Origin of the sequence: Campylobacter concisus (assembly GCF_003048575.1) — a bacterium.
Lineage (GTDB): Bacteria > Campylobacterota > Campylobacteria > Campylobacterales > Campylobacteraceae > Campylobacter_A > Campylobacter_A concisus_U.
This window is the reverse complement of sequence record NZ_PIRZ01000003.1, coordinates 149,413-171,177: the sequence shown is the minus strand read 5'-3', so window position 1 is coordinate 171,177 and position 21,765 is coordinate 149,413. Positions and strand designations below refer to the sequence as shown.

Here is a 21,765-nt window from a genome sequence, read left to right as displayed (position 1 = left end):
TCCTACTTTAAAATTTGCTTTAACTCTTCAAAAACTCTATCATTTTGCCAGCTAATGCCGATGGTGATTCTCACCGCATTTAAGGCGTAGCTTTTTAGATCTCGCAAAATTATACCCTTTTTTAGCATCTTTTCGCATATCTGGCTTGATTTTAGCTCGTCAAATTTAAAAGTTATAAAATTCGTATAGCTTGGGATAAACTCAATGCCATTTTGCTTTGCAAATTCTTCATATCTCTTCATTTGCTCGAAGTTATTTTGCATGGCTTGCTGCACAAACTCATCATCCCCAAGTGCTACTATCGCAGCTCTTAAGCTTGGAGTTGTGATGTTAAACGGAGCTCTTAGTTTTGAAAGAGCGCCTATAATCTCTTCATTTGCTACGCCGTATCCCACGCGCATACCACCAAGTGCGTAGGCCTTTGAGAAAGTGCCAAGATAGATGGCATTTTTAAATTTCACCACCTCGCTTGGCTTTATCTCTTTTTTACTATCTTTAAATTTTGCAAATTCGTTGTAAGCACAATCAAGCACAATAAGCGTGTTTTCATCAATGTTTTTTATAAATTTATAGACCTCATCTGCGTCCAAACACTCACCTAATGGGTTATTCGGCAAGCAAAGAAAGATGACAGAAATTTCATCTTTATGCGCATTATAAATTTCTAAAAACTCGCTCAAATTATGCTCCACGCTCTTTGTGCGGTAAATTTTAGCTCCAGTTTGTTTTGCATAAATTTCATACATCGCAAATGTCACGCCAGCCATCAAAACGCCACTTTGCTTATTTGCCTTTGCGTGCAGTGCAAACTCTATGATCTGGTCGCTTCCAGAGCCGATGATTAAATTTTTGCTAGTTACGCCAAATTTCTTAGCCAGCCCCTCTTTTAGCTCAAAGTAGCTATCATCTGGATAGAGATGCGCTTTTTTAGCGACCTCTTTTAGCGCCTCTTCTACGCGTTTGCTAGTGCCAAAAGGGTTTTCATTGCTCGCTAGCTTTATCACATCTTTTGCATCGATGCCAAACTCTCTAACTACAAGCTCGATCGGCTTTCCAGCCTCGTAATTTACTAGATCGTCTAAAAAGTCATTAAATTTCATTACTCATCTCCGTTTAAATAGCTTCCAAGCCACGTTATCTCAGCGCCGCTCTCTTTTGCTAATTCAAAGGCATTTTGTACCTTCTCATCGTCGATATGCCCTTCAAAATCAAGATAAAACATCGATTTAAACTCGCGTTGCTTAATAGGGCGTGACTCAAGTTTTGTGATATTGATATTTTCATTTTTAAAGATAGAAAGCAGATCAGCAAGACGTCCTGGACTGTGATCAGTCTTTGCAAGGATCGAAGTTTTTGAGTTTTCAACTCTTGCATTTTTAAAATCGCTAAGAATGAGAAATCTCGTTCTATTTGCCATATTGTCTTCAATCGTCTCATAAACGATCGGTACGTTATAAATTTTTGCTGCGATCTTTGAGCAAATGGCAGCTGAATTTCTATCCATTGATGCCATATATGCAGCTGCTGCGGTTGATTTTGCTGGAACAAATTCAATTTCATTTAGCATATGATCTTCTAAAAATTTACGGCATTGATTATACCCTTGCGGATGCGAGTAAATTCGCTTTATCTCTTTTAAATTTTCATTTATGCTAACAAAGCTGTGGTGGATATCCACATAAAGCTCAGCAACTATTTTTATATCACTGAATTTACTCAAACAATCAAGTGTAGCGCCAACAGCGCCTTCGGTGTTATTTTCAATAGGCACAACGCCATATTTCGCCTCTTTTTGAGCTAGCTTTGTAAAAACCGCCTCGATGGTCGCAAGTGGCAAATATGAACTCATCGCACCAAATCTACTCTGAGCCGCCTGATGCGTGTAAGTGCCTTCAGGCCCTAGATATACGATCTTTTGAGGCATCTCTAAATTTCTACTTACAGCAAAAATTTCAAGATAAATGGCTTCAATAGCAGCTTTATTTAAAGCTTTGTCTTTGCTAAGACTAGTTAGTCGGTTTATGATGGCTCGCTCACGCTCAGGACGATAAATAGGCGTTCCGCTAGTTTGCTTTAGCTTGCCGATTTGCTCAACTAAAATCATCCTTTCATTTAGTTTATTTAAGATGAGATCATCGATCGCATCGATCTCTTTTCTAAGCTCATTTAGCTCTTGCATCAGCGCTCTCCAAAAATTCTCTCTCAAGTGCCACGACATCTTCAAAGCTCTCACGTCTTCTTATAAGCCTATCTTTGCCATCAAGCACGCAAACTTCAGCAGCTCTGTTTCTTGTGTTGTAGTTTGAACTCATGCTAAAACCGTAAGCTCCAGCACCTTTTACCACGATAATATCGCCACTATCGCACTCTGGCAGCTCTATATCTTTTGCTAAAAAGTCTCCACTTTCGCAAACTGGACCAACCACATCGCATGGGCCTAAATTTTTATCCTTACCACAAACAAAAATTTCATGGTGAGCACCATAAAGGCTTGGTCTAATAAGATCATTCATCGCGCCATCAGTGATGACAAATCTCTTTTTGCCGTTAAATTTCTCATATAAAACGCTTGCGACAAAGTAGCCGGCATTACCTACGATAAAGCGTCCTGGCTCGCATACTATAGTCACGTCTTGGCCTTTTAGTGCAGCTAAAATTCCTTGAGCATAGTCGTATAAATTTATCTCTTTTTCATCGTTATAAATGATGCCAAGTCCGCCACCAACATCGAAAAATTTGATATCAATTTCAAGTGCTCTTAGCTCTCTTAAAAGCTCACTAACGATATTTGCAGCATCGATTATCGGGCTAAGTGATGTTAGCTGAGATCCGATGTGAAAATGTATACCAGTTGGCTCAAGAGAGTCTGAAGCTTTAGCATGAATGTACATTTTTTTGGCTGTTTCGGCATCAACGCCAAATTTATTTTCATTTAGTCCTGTTGAGATATATGGGTGAGTTTTTGCATCGACACCTGGATTTACCCTAATGCTAATTCTTGCCTTTAAGTTTAGCCCTTTTGCGATCTCTTCAAGTCTTAAAAGTTCAGCAAAACTCTCGACATTTATGAGCAAAATTTCATTTTTTAAAGCCTCTTTTAACTCTTCATCGCTCTTACCAACGCCACTAAAAATGATCTGATATCTCTTTGCACCTGCTAAAAGTACTCTTCTGACCTCGCCGATGCTAACACAATCAAATCCAGCTCCAAGATCAGCTAGAAATTTTAAAACACTTAGATTTGAGTTTGCTTTCACCGCATAGCAAATGAGAGATTTTCTAGCGTAAAATGCGTTTTTTAGCGCCTCGTAGCGGTTTTTTATGTGGTTAAAATCATAAATGTAAAGTGGGGTTTTGTATCTATTTGCAAGCTCTTTAAAATCCATAAAATAGCCTTTATTAAAATGGCTTGATTTTACAAAAAGCTTGCCAAAATTTGGCTTAACGATGCGATTTTATGAGATAAATGGCGTATGCAAAAAGTAAAATAACTGGCAAAACTATGCCAATCTCTGGCAAGATTACGGAAGTTTGTGCAAATTTTGCAAGAATAAAGAGCAGCCCCCAAACGACAAGAGTTATCACAACAAAAATAAAAGTCGAAAGTGCAAGATTAAAAAATCTACCAGTTACAGGCAAATGATAGTAAAAAATGAGCAACAAAAATGGTGCAAAAAATGGTGCGATAGCAAGGTTATAAAAAGCTGTTTTTGCGCTATCAAGGCCGATACCTTCATTCTTAAATGTCTTTATAAAATTTATTGCATCTGGGATATTAAATTTTGAGTTTTCAACGCTAACAGCGCTTTCAATACTCTTTGGCTTAAAGCCCTTTAATGCATCTAAGCTCTCACTTTGTATCTTATTAAAACCAGCCTCACCAAGCTCTAAAATTTGCGGCAAAATAGTTTGATTAACATCTTTTAAAATCCACTCATTGTCTTTAAAATTAGCATGATTTGCAAATGTAGTTGAAAGTAAATTTGTGCCATTTATCTCAAAAATTCTAACATCATTTGCTATTTGATTAACAGAATTTAGCTCCTTTATGTAGATAAATTTACCTTCAAATTTTAAAAATGAATCGGTAGTGCTTTTTGAGAAAGCCGTATTTTTAGCGATGCTTTTTTGATAGTCGTGCGCATAGGCAAATGGAGTAAAATTTAAGCCAACATAAAAAATAGTTACAAAAAGTGCAATAAAAAATGGTGGAAAAATTAGACTATTTTTGCTAATGCCAAGCGCATAAAAACTGATTAGCTCGTTTGACCTGACCATATTTACATGTAAAATAATGAGTGCAAAAATAAGCGAAAGTGGTAAAACATAGCCAATAGCGCTAAGCGATGTAAGCCCAACATAAAGGAGCTGAAGGTTAGCAGATGGTGGCAGATCCTTTAAATTTGTAAGCAGATCGATGCCAACATAAAATAACTCAAGCGCTAAAAATACGATAAGAAAAGATTTTATATAGACCCAGCCAACGTATCTGGCGTATAGTTTCATTTTATAAGACCTTTTTTTATCGTAAATTTTTGCGAGATTTCGTTGATGTCACTCTTTAGTAGTTCACAAACTGCATTTTTTGTATAGGCTAAAATTTCATCTAAAGCCTTTTTCTCCTCATCACTAAACTCTCCAAGGACAAAATTTTTAGCATCACCAAGGTGTCCAATGCCAACACGCACCCTTTCGTACTCGTTACCTATTAGTCCATCGATCGATTTTATGCCGTTATGCCCGCCGCTACTACCGCCTTTTTTAAATTTAACTGCACCAAAACTAAGATCAAGATCATCGTGTATTACGATTATTCTATCTGGTTTATAAAAATCTTTGACCGCTTTTACACTTTGCCCTGAGAGGTTCATAAAAGTTGTAGGTTTTAGCAAGATAATGTCGTTAAATTTAAAAACTTCGCCTTGGAATTTGGCTGAGCTAACATCTTTGTAATTTGAGTCTTTTAGGAGATCTATAAGCATAAAGCCTATGTTGTGTCTAGTATTTTCGTATTTGGGACCAGGATTTCCCAGCCCCACTATTAGTGTCACAAAAGCCCTTTTTATTTAGCTTTAATAACTCCAAGTACCGCAACACGGTCAGCGTCGATAATAGTGACGCCTTTAGGAGCTGTGATATCACGAACCAAAATCGTATCATCAATGTCAAGTTTGCTTACATCAACATCAAATGAATTTGGTAAATTTTCAGCCGTGCATTTTACGCAAAGACGTCTTTTTGACTGGATCAAAACGCCCTTATTTTTAAGACCAATAGGTGTTCCAACTGGCTTAACTGGGATCATATATTTTGATAAAACGCCAGGAAGTGCTACTTTTAGATCTACGTGTTTAAGATCACTTGTAACAACATCTCTTTGGTAATCAACAATAACGACATTATAAACTTTCCCGCCTACTTTTACATCAAAAGCAAGGCTCTCTTTTTTGCGCGCTTCTTTAATAAAGTCATTTACTTTAAAAGCAGCTGCAACATTCTCTAATCCCTTGCCATAAATGTTGGCGATTAGATAACCATCTCTTCTCAAAGCCTTCGCAGACTTCTTACCGATACTCTCTCTAACGATTCCTTCTAACATCGTTTTCCTTTCATAAAAAATAGGTGCTGATTTTATCTAATGCTTTATAAATTTCACATAAAGCTTACTTAAAAATGGTCACTTTTGCTGTTTTTGTATTAGCTTAGGCTTCTTTGTCTAAAGTGATTTCATAATATCATCAAATGCTGATACAAACTGCTTTAAACCATCGCTTAATAAATCTTTATAAACAACATTTATATCCATATCATTATTTTTTATAATCTGGAAAAAACTTGAGATATTTTCTTTACTAGGCACATTTTTTGCCTCTGCTCTTTCTTTTATAAATTCTTTTATCGTCTCTATTGGTGCTGTATTTATAGAATTTTTATACATTAGCTCTCTAACGTAATAATCCCCTCTTAAACTACCGCCTTTTACGCCTGTGCTTGCAAAAAGCGTTCTTACATTTTCTAGTCCAAAATCTTCAATAAGGTGATATATATTTGCAGCATTCATTATGCCAATTTGTCCCGTTGGCAAGCTTTTTGCAGCCATAACCTCATCAAGCTTTCTATCAAATCTACTTACAAAAACACTTATCACACCTTTTGGCATAGTAGTATCTATAAAGCGACTTGCATAAGCTTTACTGCCTTCTTTAAAAGCCTCAAGACAGTTTTTAGCCTGATCTGGCGAGAATATAAGCGTAGCATTTACACTAATTCCCCTTGCCATAAGCGCGCTCATCGCCTCATAACCATCTTTTGTAGCTGGAATTTTTATCATAACATTTGGCATTGATATTAGATTATAAAGCCTGATACCTTCCTCTATCGTTGCAGCTGTATCGTCACTTAAATTTGGATCAACCTCAATACTTACAAAGCCATCATCACCGTTTGCATAATTTCTTAACATTTTACATGCTGCGATTTTTATATCTTGAGTAGCCAAAATTTCATAAAGATCTTTTGGATGGCGTTTATTGCTAGTTTCTATGATCTTTTTATAAGCAGGTGAAGCAAACGCTGTTTTAAAAATAGCTGGGTTGCTTGTAGCACCGTTTATAATATTATTTTCCAATAAAGAGTTAAATTCGCTTTGTAAAAAATTTCTCTCTATAAAATCACACCAAAGAGAGAATTTAGCTTCGTTGTCATACATTAATTTCTACCTTATAAATTTTAAAATTTCACGCAAGTCTTTAACATCAACACAATGTGTCGCTTCTTTTTTTAAGATATCTTTTGCACAAAATGCAATGCTAAGGTCGCACTTTCTAAACATCGATATGTCATTGGCCCCGTCCCCAACACACATTATCTCGTCCTTGCCTAGATTTAATAGTCCACACAAGCGGTCAATCATATCTCCCTTTGAACTACTAAACATCATTTCTCCGCCAACTTCACCACTTAAAATTCCATCTTTATGATGCAAGATATTTGCAAAATTTGCATCAAAATTAAGTTTTTTTTGCATTACATCGGTTGCATTGTGAAATCCACCGCTAAAAACCACAACTTTGATACCTTTTTGCCTTAAAGCTTTTATTAGCTCGCCAGCTCCTGGCATTATGGGTAAATTTTTGCAAATTTCATTTACTTTTAAAAGCGGCAATCCTTTTAAAAATTTTACTCTTTTTGTAAGACTTTCAAAAAAATCAAGCTCACCGTTCATCGAATGCTTAGTTATATTAGCTACTTCTTCGCTAGCATTATTAGCGGCGGCGAGAATATCTATCGTCTCGCCGTCCATTATTGTAGAGTCAAAATCAAAAACACAAAGTTTTATCAAGCTATACCCTAAAAATCACGTTTTAAAAGACTTTCGACCTTTAAGATCGTAAGGATATTTTGGTCGCGCTTTCCGATACCATAAATCATGCCTTTGTCTTTTACTAAAGTCTCTGGTGGCGGATCGATCCTGTTGCGGTCTATTCTGATAGCCTCCGTCAAGCGGTCTATCACAAAGCCAGCGATATTATCCGCATCTTTCATAACGATATATCTTGTGCTTGGGCTTTGTTTTGTGACATTTAGTGAAAAACGCTTACGCAAATCAATAAGCGGAATAACATTTCCGCGTAGGTTAAACACGCCAAGAACATAATCAGGCACACTAGGAACACGTGTATATTCAATAGGTTTGATTATCTCTTGGATATTTAAAATAGGTATCGCGTACTCTTCCTCACCGACAACAAATCCTACTAGCTGAACTATATCCTCATTATTTTTTAACTCAGGACCATTCATTTGCTGTTTTTGTTTGCTTAAAACTTGATTTAGTTTATTGTTCATCCCTTACCCCTAAGCTAATTTTATATTCTTTCTAACGACATTTTCTAAGTACTCGGCTGAATATGGTTTTGTAATATACTCAGTCATTCCAACTTCTACACCACGCAATCTATCTGTTTTTGACGTCCTTGATGTAACAGCAATAAGTGGTAAATTTCTATACTTAGAGTATTTTCTAATTTCGCCAGCCAGTGTATATCCATCCATCCTTGGCATCTCAATATCTATCAAAATCGCATCAAAAGAGTGCTCTCCGGATTTTACGATATTTAATGCCTCAACACCATTTGTAGCTTCTATTATTGTTACCCCAGTTGGTTCAAGCGCTTTTTGCATGATAGTTCTATCCATTTTTGAGTCATCAACTATCAAGACTTTATAATCGCTTGGTTTTTCCTTTGCTTTCGTGCTATCTTCTATTTCGGCTCTAATATCTACCTTGATATCTTTTGCCATCTCCATCATAGCACCAACATCTATAATCAAAGTCACACGGCCATCACCTCTAATGGTAGCACCAGCGATGCCTGGGATGTTTTGTAGATAATCACCCATTGATTTGATAACAATCTCTTCTTGTCCAACCAAAGTATCGACGATAATACCTAGTTTTGCTTCAGCAACACCGATTATTACGACATAAGTTTGATCTCCACCATCAAATGCTTTTTCTACACCAAATACATCAGAGAGTCTAACAAGAGATAAGACTTCATCTCTTAGCCTTAGTACATTTTTGCCATCGATCGTGTAGATATCATCAATCGGCACGCGAACAGTTTCAAGAACGCTAGCAAGTGGAATAGCATAAAATTCTTCTTGCGTTCCAACAAGTAGCGACTGAATAATCGCAAGCGTGAGTGGAATTTTAAGCTTCATAACCGTGCCTTTTCCAACTTCACTTTCAATATCAATGATACCATTTAGCTTTTCAATATTTGTCTTAACAACGTCCATACCAACACCACGACCAGATACGTTTGTAACCTTTGCTGCAGTTGAAAATCCTGGTCTAAAGATAAGGCCAAATGCCTCTTTTTCGCTCATCGCATCAGCTTCGCGCTCAGTGATGATGCCTTTTTCTATCGATTTAGATTTAAGCATGTCAGCATCTAAGCCTTTACCATCATCAACTATCTCAACAACGATGTGGTTGCCTTCATTGTAAGCTTTTAGCTGAACAAGGCCTTTTTCTGGCTTACCTGCTGCCTTTCTTGTCTCAGGATCCTCGATGCCGTGATCGCATGAATTTCTGATGATGTGAACTAGTGGATCGCCGATCTCTTCTACGATTGACTTATCAAGTTCAGTCTCTTCACCTGAAATTTCAAGATCGATTTGCTTACCAAGATCGCGGCTAAGATCGCGTATCATACGTGGGAATTTATTAAAGACTTTTGCTATTGGAAGCATTCTTGTCTTCATAACGGCAAGCTGAATATCAGTCGTTACCAAGCTTAGACTTGAAACTACCTGGTTTAGCTCTTCAAGGAATTTCTCACCCTCATATCTCTCTTCCACGTCATCATAAATTTTTAATAAGCGGTTTTTACCAAGAACAAGCTCACCAATTAGGTTCATTAAGTGGTCAAGTCTTTTTACCTCAACACGTATAGTTTGTTCCTGAGCTACTGCACCGCTACTTGCCGCTGGGACCTTCTTATCTCCGTCTTTTTCTTTGCTCTCTGCTTTTGCAGCTGGAGCTGAAGTGCTACTTGCAGCTGGGGCTATCTCGCTAGGAGATTTTGGAGCTATACCTTTTGAAGCACGCCTTGCTTGATCCTCAGCCTTTCTAACCTTTAAGAGTCTTTCTATCTCAGCTTCAACTTCTGAATCACTTAGCTTTGAAAGCTCAGCATCACTTATCTCTGGTGCTTCTTCGGCAGGCGCGGCTGGCTCTGACTCTTTTGCCGGCTCTGGTGTTGGCTCAGCTACTGGCGTGACAGGAGCTTCAGGAGCTGCTACTGGAACCTCACCTTCAGAAATTTGAGTAAGTCTTGCGCAAATACTTTTAATATCAATGCCAGCAGCTGTATCATTTCCATGATCTCTAATGCTGCTTAACAAGCCTTTCATCATATCAACTGACTCAAGAACTACGTCCATAATGTCTGGAGTGATCTTTAGCTCGCCTTTTCTGGCTTTATTTAAAACATCCTCCATATGGTGAGTAAGCTCTGTTAGAACATCAAAATTTAAAAAACTTGAACTACCTTTTACTGTGTGAGCAACGCGGAAAATTCTATTTAATAATTCCAAATCTTCAGGGTTTGACTCAAGCTCAACAAGGTCGTGATCTATCTGCTCAATAAGTTCGAAAGCCTCTATTAAAAAGTCTTCCATTATTTCTTTCATATCATCCATGTTTCACCTCATTTTGCAGATTTAGAATGTGCTTCAATAACCTTTAGCACTTCTTGATAAAATATGCTTGCATCAAATTTTGTAAGATACGCCGCACCACCAGCTTCTTTGCTCTTGATTTCACTAAAATCATTACTCAATGAGGAGTTAAATACTATTGGCACTTCTTTAAATCTTTCATCGTTTTTAAGAGTTGAAGCAAAGCGGTATCCATCCATCTGTGGCATTTCGATATCACTTAAGATAACTCTAAGCTCTCTTGATAAGTTATCTCCATATCTTTGATAAAGTTCTTCCATTCTCTCCAAACCCTCAACGCCGTTTTTAGCCTCAACCACGCTAAGTCCCATTTTCTCAAGTGCGTCTTTTACCAGTTTTCTAGCAGTCGAGCTATCATCCAAAACCAAAGCAGCACCTTTTAATTTTTGATCGTCTGTTACATCAAATTCGATCTTTGGTGAGTAAATTCCAAGCTCTTCTACTATGCTTTCAAGATCAAGAATAAGCAAAACTTCATCATTTTCTATTCTTGTTACGCCTGTTATTTTGCCTTTGTCTAAAGCGCCAGAACCTGAAGCAAAATTTGCAGGCTCGATATCTTTCCAGCTTATACGCCTGATCCTTTTTGCCTCATGGACGATAAAACCGATCAAAATACCGCTAAACTCAGCAATAATAACACGTGGCTTTATAACTACACCTTCGGTTGGCTCGATAATATTCATCCATCTTGCCAAATTTATGACAGGGATCACCACACCCCTTAAATCAAAAATTCCCTCGATATACTCAGGAACGCCTGGAAGCTCTGTAAGATTTGGCATCTTAATGATCTCCCGCACCTTTGCGACATTGACTCCGTATATTCCTTCATATACTTTGTTTTCGGTCTTTTTAAAGATACGAAAATCAACAAGTTCCATCTCGTTTGAGTCCGTTTTTAGTACGTTATCTCCAAACATCAATGTCCTTTCAAACTCATTTTGAGCAAATTTAATTTTTGCTGGGCGTATTCTACAACAAAATAACTTTGCTCACATGCAAAACAAGGTAAATTTATATAAAACTTATCATAAATGTTAAATTGCTCGCCTTGATGATAGTGTCCTTCTATCACAATGCCGGCCTCATATCCTTGCAAATGCTTGCTCATTAGCTCCTTAAAATTAGGAATTTTATAGTCTAAATTTTTCTTAGTAAGTTTGGCTAGTATCGCTTTTGATATTTTAAAATGTAAAAATTTATCCAAAGCATTCATAAATTTTAAAAACCATTTTAAACGCAAAAATCTAAGTGCATATTTATCTACAAAAGGTAAAAATATATCGCCATGTGCGATCTGGACGTGCTCTTCATTGATCGTCTTAAAATTTGCTGGCTGTGCGGAAATGTCATAGATTTTGACATTTTTATAGCTTTGCACCTCGTGTCCATCCCAAAAATCTCTTGTTTTATTAAATAAATTTGAAAGTCTAAAATCGTGGTTGCCCTCGAAGTAAAAAATTTCTACCTTTTGTGAAATTTTATTTATAAGGCTTAAGTGCTCAGCGTAAAATTCTCTTGTGTATTCGCCCTCGCCCGTTAGAAAGTCAAACATATCGCCTAATAAAAAAATTTGTGGCGGCTCTTTGATCTCCCCGCTATCAACAGCTCTTAAAAATTTTAAAAAGCCATTTCGGTTTACGTTTTCATGTGCATCAGCTATAAAGATCGCGCCTTCTTTTATAATGGGGGCATATAGATATTCGCTCAAATTTTGCCTTAATTAAAAAATAGCAGAGCCAAAAAGCAGTTTCTAGCTCTTTGTCCCATCTTTTTAGTCAAATTTTATAGGCTTATAGCAAATTTTTACGATCTCAACGTCGCTTCTACCTTTTGGTAAATTTAGCACTACCTCATCGCCCTCAGCCTTACCCAAAAGCTGCTTTGCAAGAGGTGAGTTTATCGAGATATAGCCTTTATCGATGTCGCTTTCACTAATGCCAACTATCGTATATGTATGCTCTATTTCGGTCTCTTCGTCCATTATCGTCACACTCGAGCCAAATCTAACTCTATCGTGCTCATAGCTACTTGGATCGATCACTTCGGCATTTGCAAGAAGCGAGCCTAGCTCTGCTATCCTAGCGTCTATAAAGGCTTGCTTCTCTTTTGCTGCATGATACTCAGCATTTTCTTTTAGGTCACCGTGACTTCTTGCGATATCTATCTCAGTTACGATTTGAGGGCGTTGCACCAGCCTTAGATCCTTTAGCTCAGCTTCTATCTTTTCATATCCGTGCATTGTCATTGGTTCACTCATTTTTTACTCCATATTCTTTAAAATTTTTACTACGTTTTTGCTGCTGCCATGCCCTAAATAAGCCCTTAGTTCATCACAGCCTTTTAAGAATTTCTGCCTATCGCAGCTCTCATAAGCTCTTAGCAAATTTTCAGCCGTTGCAAACTCTTGGATAAACTCCTCATGAAGCGGCTCTTTGCCCATGAAATCAAACATTATATTTGCAAGTCCAGCGTGCTTGATCTTTACAAATTTTCTAGCTATAAAAATATCTATGGCTTTTGCCTTGTAAGCTAGCACAAATGGCGTGCCAATGAGCGCTGCCTCAAGCGTAGCCGTGCCTGAGCAAACAAAGGCAAAATCGCTCTCATACAAAGCTTCAGGCGTATTTAAGACGATATCAAAATCGCTTACATCGCCATAAATTTCACCCACTTTATCAAGCAAAAATGGTGGCACGACAAGCAGTCTTTTTGCCTCAATATTCTTAGCAAGCTCTCTATAAACTGGCATAAGTCTTGAAATCTCTGACCTTCTAGAGCCTGGCAAAAAAGCCACTTTGCCACTGCTACTTAGGCTAGTTTTTTTAAGCTTTATCTCATCCATCAAAGGATGTCCCACGTAGGTCGATCGGCTATAAAATTTCGCATCAAATGGCAGGATCGAAGCCAGGTTGTCACAGTACCTCTCCACTACGCTCACTCTTTTTGGCTTCCACGCCCAAACTTGAGGCAAGATATAGTATGTCACGGCCGTCTTTGCACCAGCCTTTTTTATCGCCTTTGCAAGTGGCAGATTAAATGCTGGGCTGTCTATTAGCAGCACTGCATCAGCCTCTTTTGCCATCTGGCTCATCACTTTTATCGCCTTTTTTGCTTTGAAAATGAGCGGCAAAACCTCGACAAAGCCCATCGCTGAAAATTCGCTACTTTTCATATATGGCGTGCCAAGCTCTTCGCTAAAAATTCCCATAAGCTCAAATTCGCCCTCGAAATTTTTCAAAATTTCTTTTAAATGCAAATTTGCCGATGGCTCAAGAGCGGAGACTAAAATTTTCATTTACACACTTTCATCAGGTCTTTTTTTGGGGGCATTATACGCAAAAATTCTTTAAAATTTTAAGAAAGCTGTGATAAAATCCAACCCTTTAAAGGATAAAATTTGAAAGAAATTTTGATAACAAATGACGATGGATTTGAGGCGACTGGCTTACTTGCTTTAAAAGAAGCTTTAAGTGAGCTAGACGGCGTGAACGTCACGATCGTAGCTCCAAGCTCTGAAAAATCAGCCTGCGCTCACTCTTTGACGCTCACAAGGCCACTTAGATTTATAAAACTTGATGATAACTTTTTTAAACTCGATGACGCAACGCCAAGTGACTGCGTCTATCTCGCACTTCACGCACTTTATAATAAAAAGCCAGATCTAGTGATAAGCGGCATAAATCACGGAGCAAATTTGGGCGAAGATATAACCTATTCTGGTACGTGTGGAGCGGCGATGGAGGGGGTTTTGCAAGGCATTAGAAGTATCGCTTTTTCGCAGTTTTATGCAAACAACTCGCTGAATGAACTTGGCTTTAATCTAGCAAAAGAGGTGGTGAAATTTATCGTACCAAAGGTGCTAGAGGATGAAATTTCGCTAAATCAAAGAGAATTTCTAAATGTAAATATCCCAGCCGTGACAAGCAAAAATTTCAAAGGCTACACCGTCGTCCCAGCTGGCAAACGCACCTACGCCACACATGCTACGCTTAATCGCAACCCAAGAGGTATCGAGTACTACTGGCTTGGAAACGCTGCACTTGAATACGAAAAGGGCGAGCCTAGTGACATCAGCAAGGTAAATGAGGGCTTTGCCACGATAACGCCCATAAAACTAAATATGACTTCATACGAGAGTTTGGAGAGCTTAAAAGGGAAATTTGATGCAAAATGATAGATTTACGAGGACAAGATGGCTCTTTGGCGAGGATGGTTTTAGCAAGCTTCAAAGCGCAAAAGTGCTAGTTTGTGGAGCTGGTGGTGTGGGTGGAATGTGCGTAGATGCGCTTGCTAGAAGCGGGGTTGGGAGCATCACGCTGATCGATAAAGACACCTTTGATATAACAAATCAAAATCGCCAAATTTACAGCGAAAACATTGGTGGCATAAAGGTAGATGAGTTTGCCAAAATTTATCCTTGTATCACGCCTATTCAGACGCTGATTACGCCTGAGTTTATTGCTGGATTTGACTTTAGTAAATTTGACGTGGTGATCGATGCGATCGATGATATCACTGCTAAGATCGCCCTTGCAAATGCGGTAGATCCTAGCAAATTTATAGCCTCTATGGGTGGTGCAAAAAGGATCGATCCAACCAAGATAAAGGTGGCTAGCGTGTGGAAAACCTCGGTCGATCCACTAGCTAGAAAATATAGATATGAACTCAAAAAATCAGGCTTTAGCGGTAAATTTGATGTGGTCTTTTCAACAGAAGAGCCACTTTGCAAACTACTTGGCAGCTTCATGGGTGTGACTGCTTGCTTTGGGCTAAATTTAGCCTCACTAGCTGTTAAAAAGATAGTTGGGTAGTAAGTCAAAAAATTTGTTCTCTGAGCAAAATTTTAAATTAAAGCTGGTATTTTGTGGCTATAAATTTAGTAGTCTGCTATGGCGAGTGTAATATTTTAAAATTTACAAAATGGCTTGATTAAATTTGCAATTTTTTATTCGAAAGAGAGGCAAGGGGACTTAATTTTACTTCTCAGGCTCGCAACTGCGTGGTAGACGCGAAGTCCATCCCCTTGTCCCCCTCCTTTTTTTAAGAAATCCCCCAAATCCCTCGCACATTCAAGAGGCATACACTAGTGCTTTACACTGCATGCGGTCTAAACCTTATCAAATTTTAAAAATTTACGAGCGAGTATATCACGCTTCTAAATTTAGTGGTGAATGTTTATGAGCCCTAAAATTAGTAAGTTACTAAGGCGAGTGAGTAAGATTTTAAAATTTGCAAAGATAGTAAAAATTCTATTTTTTAAATAAAGGCTTTGAATTTTAAAAATTTATATATTTTTTGGATTAAATTTAAAGTAGCCAGCTGTAAATTTAACAGCCAGCTAAAATTTTAGTTTTTATGTATGCGAAGGTAGCTATTTAGTGCGCCAACATAGGCTTTTGCACTTGCCATCATAGTATCTATGTCAAGTCCATGGCCTATTACAGCCGTTTTGCCCTCAAACTCGACCTTTACATCAACCTTTGCAAGTGCGTCTTTACCTTGAGAAACGGATGCCACTTTATAGTCTTTTAGCGTGCCACTAATACCACTAATACGATCAACTACCTTAAATATCGCATCAGCAGTACCATTTCCTAGAGCTGAGTCACTGATGATCTCATCATTGTGTTTTATACTAATTGAAGCACTCGCAAGGCTTCCGCCGCTACTTTGAAGAAGAGCCGTGATCTCATAAGCTTGTGGAATTTTTGTAATCTCTTCAGCCACAAGAGCTCTAATATCATCATCAAATATCTCTTTTTTCTTATCAGCTAGCTCTTTAAATTTTTCAAATGCCTTATTAAGAGCATCGCTATCAAGGTCAAATCCAAGGCTAGCAAGCTTATCTTTAAACGCGTGGCGACCACTATGCTTACCTAAAACAAGAGAATTTTTCTCAAGGCCTATACTCTCAGCGCTAATTATCTCATAGGTCTCTTTATGTTTTAGCACGCCGTCTTGATGTATGCCACTCTCATGAGCAAATGCGTTTTTACCAACGATAGCTTTGTTTGGTTGAGGCTCAATGCCTATAATACTAGCGATCAGTCTTGAAGTTGGATAAATTTCTTTTGAGATGATGTCCGTATAAAGTGGAGCAAAGACGTCTTGGCGGGTTTTGATAGCCATCACTATCTCTTCAAGCGCAGCATTTCCAGCACGCTCACCTATGCCATTTATCGTACCTTCAACCTGCCTTGCACCAGCTTTTATGGCTGCTAGTGAATTTGCCGTAGCCATACCTAAGTCATTGTGATTATGCACAGATATTATCGCTCTATCGCCTACAAATTTTACTATTTCACTAATGCGAGCAGTTATCTCTTCAGGATATAAATAACCAACTGTATCAGGGATATTTAAAGTTTTTGCACCCGCATTTATAGCAGCATCACAAATTTCTTTTAAAAAGCTCATTTCACTTCTACAAGCGTCCTCGCAGCTAAACTCCACATCATCGCAAAAGGTTTTTGCGTATTTTATAGACTCGACTGCACGTTTTATTACTTCATCTGGACTCATTTTTAACTTGTACTCCATATGAATTGGGCTTGTCGCTATAAATGTATGAATTCTCTTATTTTTAGCCGGAGCCAATGCCTCGCCAGCTGCCTTGATATCACGTTCAACTGCACGTGCAAGAGAGCAAACCGTGATATTTGAGGCTTGCTTTGCTATTTGATTTACCGCATCAAAGTCCCCTGGGCTTGCTGCTGCAAATCCAGCCTCCATAACATCCACACCAAGCCTTTCAAGCTGAAGTGCGATCTGTAGTTTTTCGGCTGTATTCATCGATGCACCAGGGCTTTGCTCGCCATCTCTTAAAGTTGTATCAAAGATTATAATTTTATTCTTATCCATTTTTGTCCTTTTTTATTTTTTTATTTAAATTTTAAATTTGATGAGTTAAGTAAAGAGAAATTTGCTACCTAAGTAGCAGCAGTAGAGAGTTTTTGATTTCGATTTTAGGTAAAAATTTACGTGATTTTATGACGCCATTTTCACTCATTCGCTCTCCTTTTTTTTGGAATTTTTACTAAACATTATAGTAGCTCTTACTATACCATAAAGCATATAGATGCTCATAACCAAAGTCGCACTTTCAAATGGATATAGATAAAGCATCGAAAATGCAACTACAAGAGCTACTAAAATTCTTATCACATGGGTTTGTTTTAAATTTATTTTTTTAAAGCTTGGATAGCGGATGTTGCTAACCATTAAAGCTGCCAAAGTAGCTTCAAGTAACATCAAGCACCACTCAAATCCCTCTAAAAAAGTATAGTCAATATAAATTCCAACCCAAAGTACGCTCACAATAGCTGCTGATGGAATAGGAAGCCCGATAAAAACATTTGGCTCATATGTGCCAGTAGTGACATTAAAACGAGCAAGCCTAATAGCTCCAAAAACTACAAACATAGCAGCTATAAGTGCTCCGAATCTGCCAAAATTTTTACCAATAGTCAAATAAAATAAAATCGCTGGCGCTACACCAAAAGCAACAAGATCTGCAAGACTATCAAACTCTACGCCAAATTTGCTAGTTGTCTTTGTAAGTCTAGCCACACGTCCATCAAGTCCATCTAAAATAAGCGATAAGATTATATAAATAATGGCTTTAAAATAGTTACCTTGAATAGATGAAATAATGCTAATAACACCCAAAAAAGCACTAGCTGCTGTAAATAAATTTGGCAAGATATACATTAGTTGCATCTTTTGTATGTTATTCATCTCTTTTTCCCTCTTCAAAATATCCCAAAAGTGAAGCAGCCTTTACGCTTTCTCCAACGCTTACACATATTTTAGTCTCTCTTGGTAAGTATAAAATCACCTCACCACTTCCTAAAAAACCAAATTTTCTAGATGCTTTTAGGCTAGTAACATTTGAAATTTCTAAGCTTCGACTGAAAACTCCAGCTATAATTTTCATAACAAATTTTATATTTTCTTTTTCAAAGCGAATAATAGCTCTTTCATTTAAAAATTCTGAAATTTTCATAGCCTGGCATAAGAATAAGCCATGTCTTTTGCGTATTTCAGCTACTTTTACATCACTTACAGCCCTTAATGTACCAACATCAAAAAAAGATTTTTTTATGACGATCTTAGCTACTTCATTATTGTCAAAATTTGAAGCACTGATCTCTTTTATCTTGCCATCAATCGGCGATAGTAAAGCCAATTTATCATCAGAAAATGGCTCCCTCTCAGGATCTCTAAAAAAATAAAGTCCCAAAAAAAGTAAAATAGCAAAAAGTAGTGGCAATATCCCAAATAGCAAAGATAAAACAAATAAAATTAGAAAAAATAATATAAATTTATATCCTGCTTTCGCGATATAGCCACTCATTTTTATTCCTCTTTTTTGCTCTTTTCGTCTTCTTCTATCTCTACGAGTCTGCTCTCTAGACTATTTTCGATCTCATAGTTTTTAATGATCTCTCTAACTCTTTTTCCTTCGATCGTTTCTTCTTCATAAAGTGCTGATACCATATTTTCAATAGCGCCTTTATAAATTTCAAGCAAACCAAGTACAGCCGTGTATCTTTCATGAAGAAGCGTTTTTACAAACTCATCAACCTTTTCAGCCATCTTATCACTGTAATCTTTGATGCTTTGACCGCCATTTAAAAACGTAGCACGTTGCTTTTCAAGCACCATAAGACCGGCAACATCGCTCATACCATACATACTAACCATAGCTTTTATGATATCAGTTGCACGCTCTAGGTCGTTGCTAGCTCCAGTTGAAATTTCTTTAATAAACACCTCTTCAGCTGCTCTACCAGCCAAAAGTACATCTACTTCTGCTATCAATTCATGCTTTTGCATCATAAATTTATTCTCTTCAGGCGTATTTAGAGTATAGCCAAGTGCCGCAAGACCACGTGGTACGACTGAGACTTTTGTTACCCTTTTTGCACCTTTTGTTAGCTCAGCTATCAAGGCATGACCACACTCATGATAAGTGACGATTCTTTTTTCTTTTGGATTTACGCGGCGAGACTTTTTCTCAAGTCCAGCGATCGATCTCTCGACAGCCTCTACAAGATCAGCCTGCTCGACAAAGGTCTTTGACTTACGTCCTGCAAGAAGTGCTGCCTCATTTATGATATTTTCAAGATCAGCGCCTGCTAAACCAGTAGTAAGCCTTGCGATATCCTCGATATTTACATCTTTGCCAATCTTTACATCTTTCATATGAACTTTTAAAATATCGCAGCGTCCTTTAAAATCAGGCTTATCAACAAGCACTTGCCTGTCAAATCTACCTGGTCTTAAAAGCGCAGCGTCTAAAACTTCAGGTCTATTTGTAGCAGCTATAACAATGACTGGTGATTTATCCGCATCAAAGCCGTCCATCTCAGAAAGAAGCTGATTTAGCGTCTGCTCTCTCTCGTCGTTGCCACCCATTGGACCAGAATTTCTACTTTTACCGATCGCATCGATCTCATCTATAAAAACGATCGCTGGAGCCTCTTTTTTAGCATTTTCAAAAAGATCTCTAACTCTACTTGCTCCAACACCGACAAACATCTCTATAAAGCTTGATGCTGACATAGAGAAAAATGGTACACTAGCCTCACCCGCAACTGCTCTTGCAAGAAGCGTTTTACCTGTGCCTGGAGGGCCAACTAGCAAAATTCCTTTTGGAATTTTTGCCCCAAGTCTTAGGTATTTATCAGGACTTTTTAGATAATCAACTATCTCTTGAACCTCTTCTTTTGCCTCTTCAACGCCTGCGACATCATCAAATTTTACTTTTGGTTTTTCAGAATTTATAAGTTTTTTTGCACTTCCTATGCCAAGTATGCCGCCGCCAATATTCTTTTGCATACGACTAGCAATAAACATCCAAATAGCAAAAAATATAAATACCGGGATGATCCATGAAAATATAAGATCACCAAACCAGTTGTTTTCGCTATAAACGCTATAAGTTATGCCATTTTGCTCAAGTATGCCAATGAGCATTGGATCATTTATGCGTTTTGCAAGATAGATAGTTTTGTCACTGCCTATGCCTTTTATGGTAGTTTCTGAGATAGCAACCTCATTTAGCTGCTTATTTTTTAACATATCTTTAAACTCAGAATAAGCTACCATTTTACTCTGAGCATTACCATTTAGCCCAAAAGAGCCGCCAAGTCCGTCTCCACTAAAGCTTCTAAAAGCTAAAACTATAACTATTGCAAAAATGGCAAAAATGAAAATAGGATTTTTATTAAAAAAACCGTTATTGTTACCATTGTTTTGATTATTATTTTGGTTATTCATCTATTTCCTTATAAACAAAGCTACTCCAATCGTTACTTTGTTTTATCTCAATTAGCTCCAAATCCTTAAATGTATCTTTAATCCTATCTTCGTACTTGTTTAAAATTCCTGACAATACCAAGTAGCCGCCTTTTTTAAGCGATTTTTTTAAGTCATTTGAGAGCATAAAAATGACATCAGCAATGATATTTGCTACGACAATGTCATATTTTTGCTCTAAATTTGCGATAGAACCTGTCCAAACTTTATTAAATTTAACCTCATTTAACTCGGCATTACTAAGTGAACTTTGCGTAGCTTGCTCGTCTGTATCGCAAGCATCGACCTTACAGCCAAGCTTTGCCAAGGCAATACTTAAAATTCCACTTCCGCAGCCCACATCTAAAGCAGTATTGCCACTTTTTGCATATTTTTGTAAAAGCTGCAAGCAAGAATTTGTGCTTTCATGATGCCCTGAACCAAAAGCTAGAGCTGGGTCAATTATGATGTTTGTTACATCCTTAAGCGGTTCTTCCCAGCTAGGTCTAACATAAATTTTGTCAACCAAAATAGGCTTAACTGCCTTTTTATATTCACCTAGCCAGTCTTTATTTTCTTTTAAATTAAGAGAAATTTTTAAATCATTTGAAATTTTACGAACACTAGAGAGCCCTTTTGCATACTCTTCGATACCCCAAGCTATATCTTTTAGATCATACTCTTCCCTGATGATGATCTCGTGATCTAGCTCTTCTACACAGGTGACCCCAAAATAAAAAACTAACTCTAAAATTTCATCATAAAAATTTGATGTTTTGATGCTTAATTCGTAAAATTTATCTTTCATTAACCAAGAACGTCTTCAAGCTTCTCTTTTAAAACTTGTGGTGTAAAAGGTTTAACGATGTAGTTATTAACACCTGCTTTTAAAGCTGTTATAACTTCGGCCTTTCCGCCCTCTGTTGTTACCATTATGATAGGCATATCAACATACTTTTGCTCTGCTCTTACCTTTTTAACAAGTTCAAGACCATTCATCTCAGGCATATTCCAGTCAGTGATAAGAACTTCGATACCTTCATTTTGAGTTAAGATATTCCAAGCCTCAAGACCATGCTCAGCCTCAAGAATTTCTTGATGTCCTAACCTTTGTAAAGTATTTTTTATGATTCTTCTCATTGTTGAACTGTCATCTACAACCAAAATCTTCACATAATATCCTTTTAGTAAAAATTGCCCTATTCT

At 37.5% G+C, this 21,765-nt stretch carries 22 protein-coding genes; 2 read left to right on the top strand and 20 right to left on the bottom strand.

The genetic code is table 11. The annotated features are described in order from the left end of the window. Positions 1-2: 2 nt before the first annotated feature. The 14 genes from hisC to lpxB form a co-directional block, all read right to left on the bottom strand. Entirely contained in the window at positions 3-1,100 is a 1,098-nt protein-coding gene (gene hisC / locus CVS84_RS05035; RefSeq protein ID WP_107691420.1) for a histidinol-phosphate transaminase, read from the bottom strand. Further along, complete coding sequence (gene pheA / locus CVS84_RS05030) at positions 1,100-2,179, bottom strand: prephenate dehydratase (RefSeq protein ID WP_103618790.1); 1,080 nt, start codon at positions 2,177-2,179, stop codon at positions 1,100-1,102. The genes hisC and pheA overlap by 1 nt, the downstream gene beginning before the upstream one ends. Continuing rightward, positions 2,163-3,386, bottom strand: a complete 1,224-nt coding sequence (lysA, locus tag CVS84_RS05025) for a diaminopimelate decarboxylase (RefSeq protein ID WP_107691419.1) — start codon at positions 3,384-3,386, stop codon at positions 2,163-2,165. Before lysA ends, pheA begins: the two co-directional genes overlap by 17 nt. 55 nt (positions 3,387-3,441) lie before the next feature. Next, complete coding sequence (locus CVS84_RS05020; protein ID WP_107691418.1) at positions 3,442-4,506, bottom strand: LptF/LptG family permease; 1,065 nt, start codon at positions 4,504-4,506, stop codon at positions 3,442-3,444. Beyond that, on the bottom strand, positions 4,503-5,051 hold the full coding sequence (gene pth, locus CVS84_RS05015; protein ID WP_107691417.1) for an aminoacyl-tRNA hydrolase: 549 nt from the start codon (positions 5,049-5,051) through the stop codon (positions 4,503-4,505). The genes CVS84_RS05020 and pth overlap by 4 nt, the downstream gene beginning before the upstream one ends. Before the next feature lie 11 nt (positions 5,052-5,062). After that, positions 5,063-5,599, bottom strand: coding sequence for a 50S ribosomal protein L25/general stress protein Ctc (locus CVS84_RS05010; protein ID WP_002939542.1), 537 nt, complete (start codon positions 5,597-5,599; stop codon positions 5,063-5,065). Between the two features lie 117 nt (positions 5,600-5,716). Next, positions 5,717-6,709, bottom strand: a complete 993-nt coding sequence (locus CVS84_RS05005; protein ID WP_107691416.1) for a transaldolase — start codon at positions 6,707-6,709, stop codon at positions 5,717-5,719. Positions 6,710-6,715: 6 nt separating this feature from the next. Next, positions 6,716-7,342: a phosphoserine phosphatase SerB gene (gene serB / locus CVS84_RS05000; protein ID WP_107691415.1), complete on the bottom strand. Its 627-nt coding sequence runs from the start codon at positions 7,340-7,342 to the stop codon at positions 6,716-6,718. 8 nt (positions 7,343-7,350) lie between these two features. After that, on the bottom strand, positions 7,351-7,848 hold the full coding sequence (locus CVS84_RS04995) for a chemotaxis protein CheW (protein ID WP_072594427.1): 498 nt from the start codon (positions 7,846-7,848) through the stop codon (positions 7,351-7,353). Between the two features lie 9 nt (positions 7,849-7,857). Next, positions 7,858-10,212 (bottom strand): chemotaxis protein CheW, encoded by a 2,355-nt coding sequence (locus tag CVS84_RS04990; protein WP_107691414.1) that lies wholly within the window; start codon positions 10,210-10,212, stop codon positions 7,858-7,860. Positions 10,213-10,220: 8 nt separating this feature from the next. After that, positions 10,221-11,174 (bottom strand): chemotaxis protein, encoded by a 954-nt coding sequence (locus CVS84_RS04985; protein WP_021091802.1) that lies wholly within the window; start codon positions 11,172-11,174, stop codon positions 10,221-10,223. Continuing rightward, the gene (locus CVS84_RS04980) at positions 11,174-11,965 is read right to left on the bottom strand and encodes a UDP-2,3-diacylglucosamine diphosphatase (RefSeq protein WP_107691413.1); all 792 of its coding nucleotides are present in this window, start codon (positions 11,963-11,965) and stop codon (positions 11,174-11,176) included. The genes CVS84_RS04985 and CVS84_RS04980 overlap by 1 nt, the downstream gene beginning before the upstream one ends. 63 nt (positions 11,966-12,028) lie before the next feature. After that, complete coding sequence (gene greA, locus CVS84_RS04975) at positions 12,029-12,514, bottom strand: transcription elongation factor GreA (protein WP_087579112.1); 486 nt, start codon at positions 12,512-12,514, stop codon at positions 12,029-12,031. Positions 12,515-12,517: 3 nt separating this feature from the next. Beyond that, complete coding sequence (lpxB, locus tag CVS84_RS04970) at positions 12,518-13,552, bottom strand: lipid-A-disaccharide synthase (RefSeq protein ID WP_107691412.1); 1,035 nt, start codon at positions 13,550-13,552, stop codon at positions 12,518-12,520. A gap of 102 nt (positions 13,553-13,654) precedes the next feature. Between lpxB and surE the strand changes: the two genes are divergently transcribed. Together surE and CVS84_RS04960 are read left to right on the top strand one after the other, a co-directional pair. Next, complete coding sequence (surE, locus tag CVS84_RS04965) at positions 13,655-14,431, top strand: 5'/3'-nucleotidase SurE (protein ID WP_107691411.1); 777 nt, start codon at positions 13,655-13,657, stop codon at positions 14,429-14,431. Continuing rightward, complete coding sequence (locus CVS84_RS04960; RefSeq protein WP_107691410.1) at positions 14,421-15,068, top strand: ThiF family adenylyltransferase; 648 nt, start codon at positions 14,421-14,423, stop codon at positions 15,066-15,068. Before surE ends, CVS84_RS04960 begins: the two co-directional genes overlap by 11 nt. 535 nt (positions 15,069-15,603) lie before the next feature. Here CVS84_RS04960 and CVS84_RS04955 read toward each other — a convergent pair. The 6 genes from CVS84_RS04955 to CVS84_RS04930 all read right to left on the bottom strand — a co-directional run bounded on the left by CVS84_RS04955 (position 15,604) and on the right by CVS84_RS04930 (position 21,732). Next, complete coding sequence (locus CVS84_RS04955) at positions 15,604-17,118, bottom strand: 2-isopropylmalate synthase (RefSeq protein ID WP_107691409.1); 1,515 nt, start codon at positions 17,116-17,118, stop codon at positions 15,604-15,606. Positions 17,119-17,262: 144 nt separating this feature from the next. Further along, positions 17,263-17,994 (bottom strand): CDP-diacylglycerol--serine O-phosphatidyltransferase, encoded by a 732-nt coding sequence (gene pssA, locus CVS84_RS04950; protein WP_021091822.1) that lies wholly within the window; start codon positions 17,992-17,994, stop codon positions 17,263-17,265. Next, complete coding sequence (locus tag CVS84_RS04945; RefSeq protein ID WP_107691408.1) at positions 17,987-18,613, bottom strand: phosphatidylserine decarboxylase; 627 nt, start codon at positions 18,611-18,613, stop codon at positions 17,987-17,989. Before CVS84_RS04945 ends, pssA begins: the two co-directional genes overlap by 8 nt. Before the next feature lie 2 nt (positions 18,614-18,615). After that, positions 18,616-20,541 (bottom strand): ATP-dependent zinc metalloprotease FtsH, encoded by a 1,926-nt coding sequence (ftsH, locus tag CVS84_RS04940; RefSeq protein WP_107691407.1) that lies wholly within the window; start codon positions 20,539-20,541, stop codon positions 18,616-18,618. After that, positions 20,534-21,367 carry a 50S ribosomal protein L11 methyltransferase gene (locus CVS84_RS04935; RefSeq protein ID WP_107691406.1) on the bottom strand — a complete coding sequence of 278 codons (834 nt, stop codon included), beginning with the start codon at positions 21,365-21,367 and terminating at the stop codon, positions 20,534-20,536. The genes ftsH and CVS84_RS04935 overlap by 8 nt, the downstream gene beginning before the upstream one ends. Further along, positions 21,367-21,732, bottom strand: coding sequence for a chemotaxis response regulator CheY (locus CVS84_RS04930; protein ID WP_002939933.1), 366 nt, complete (start codon positions 21,730-21,732; stop codon positions 21,367-21,369). Before CVS84_RS04930 ends, CVS84_RS04935 begins: the two co-directional genes overlap by 1 nt. Positions 21,733-21,765: the final 33 nt, after the last annotated feature.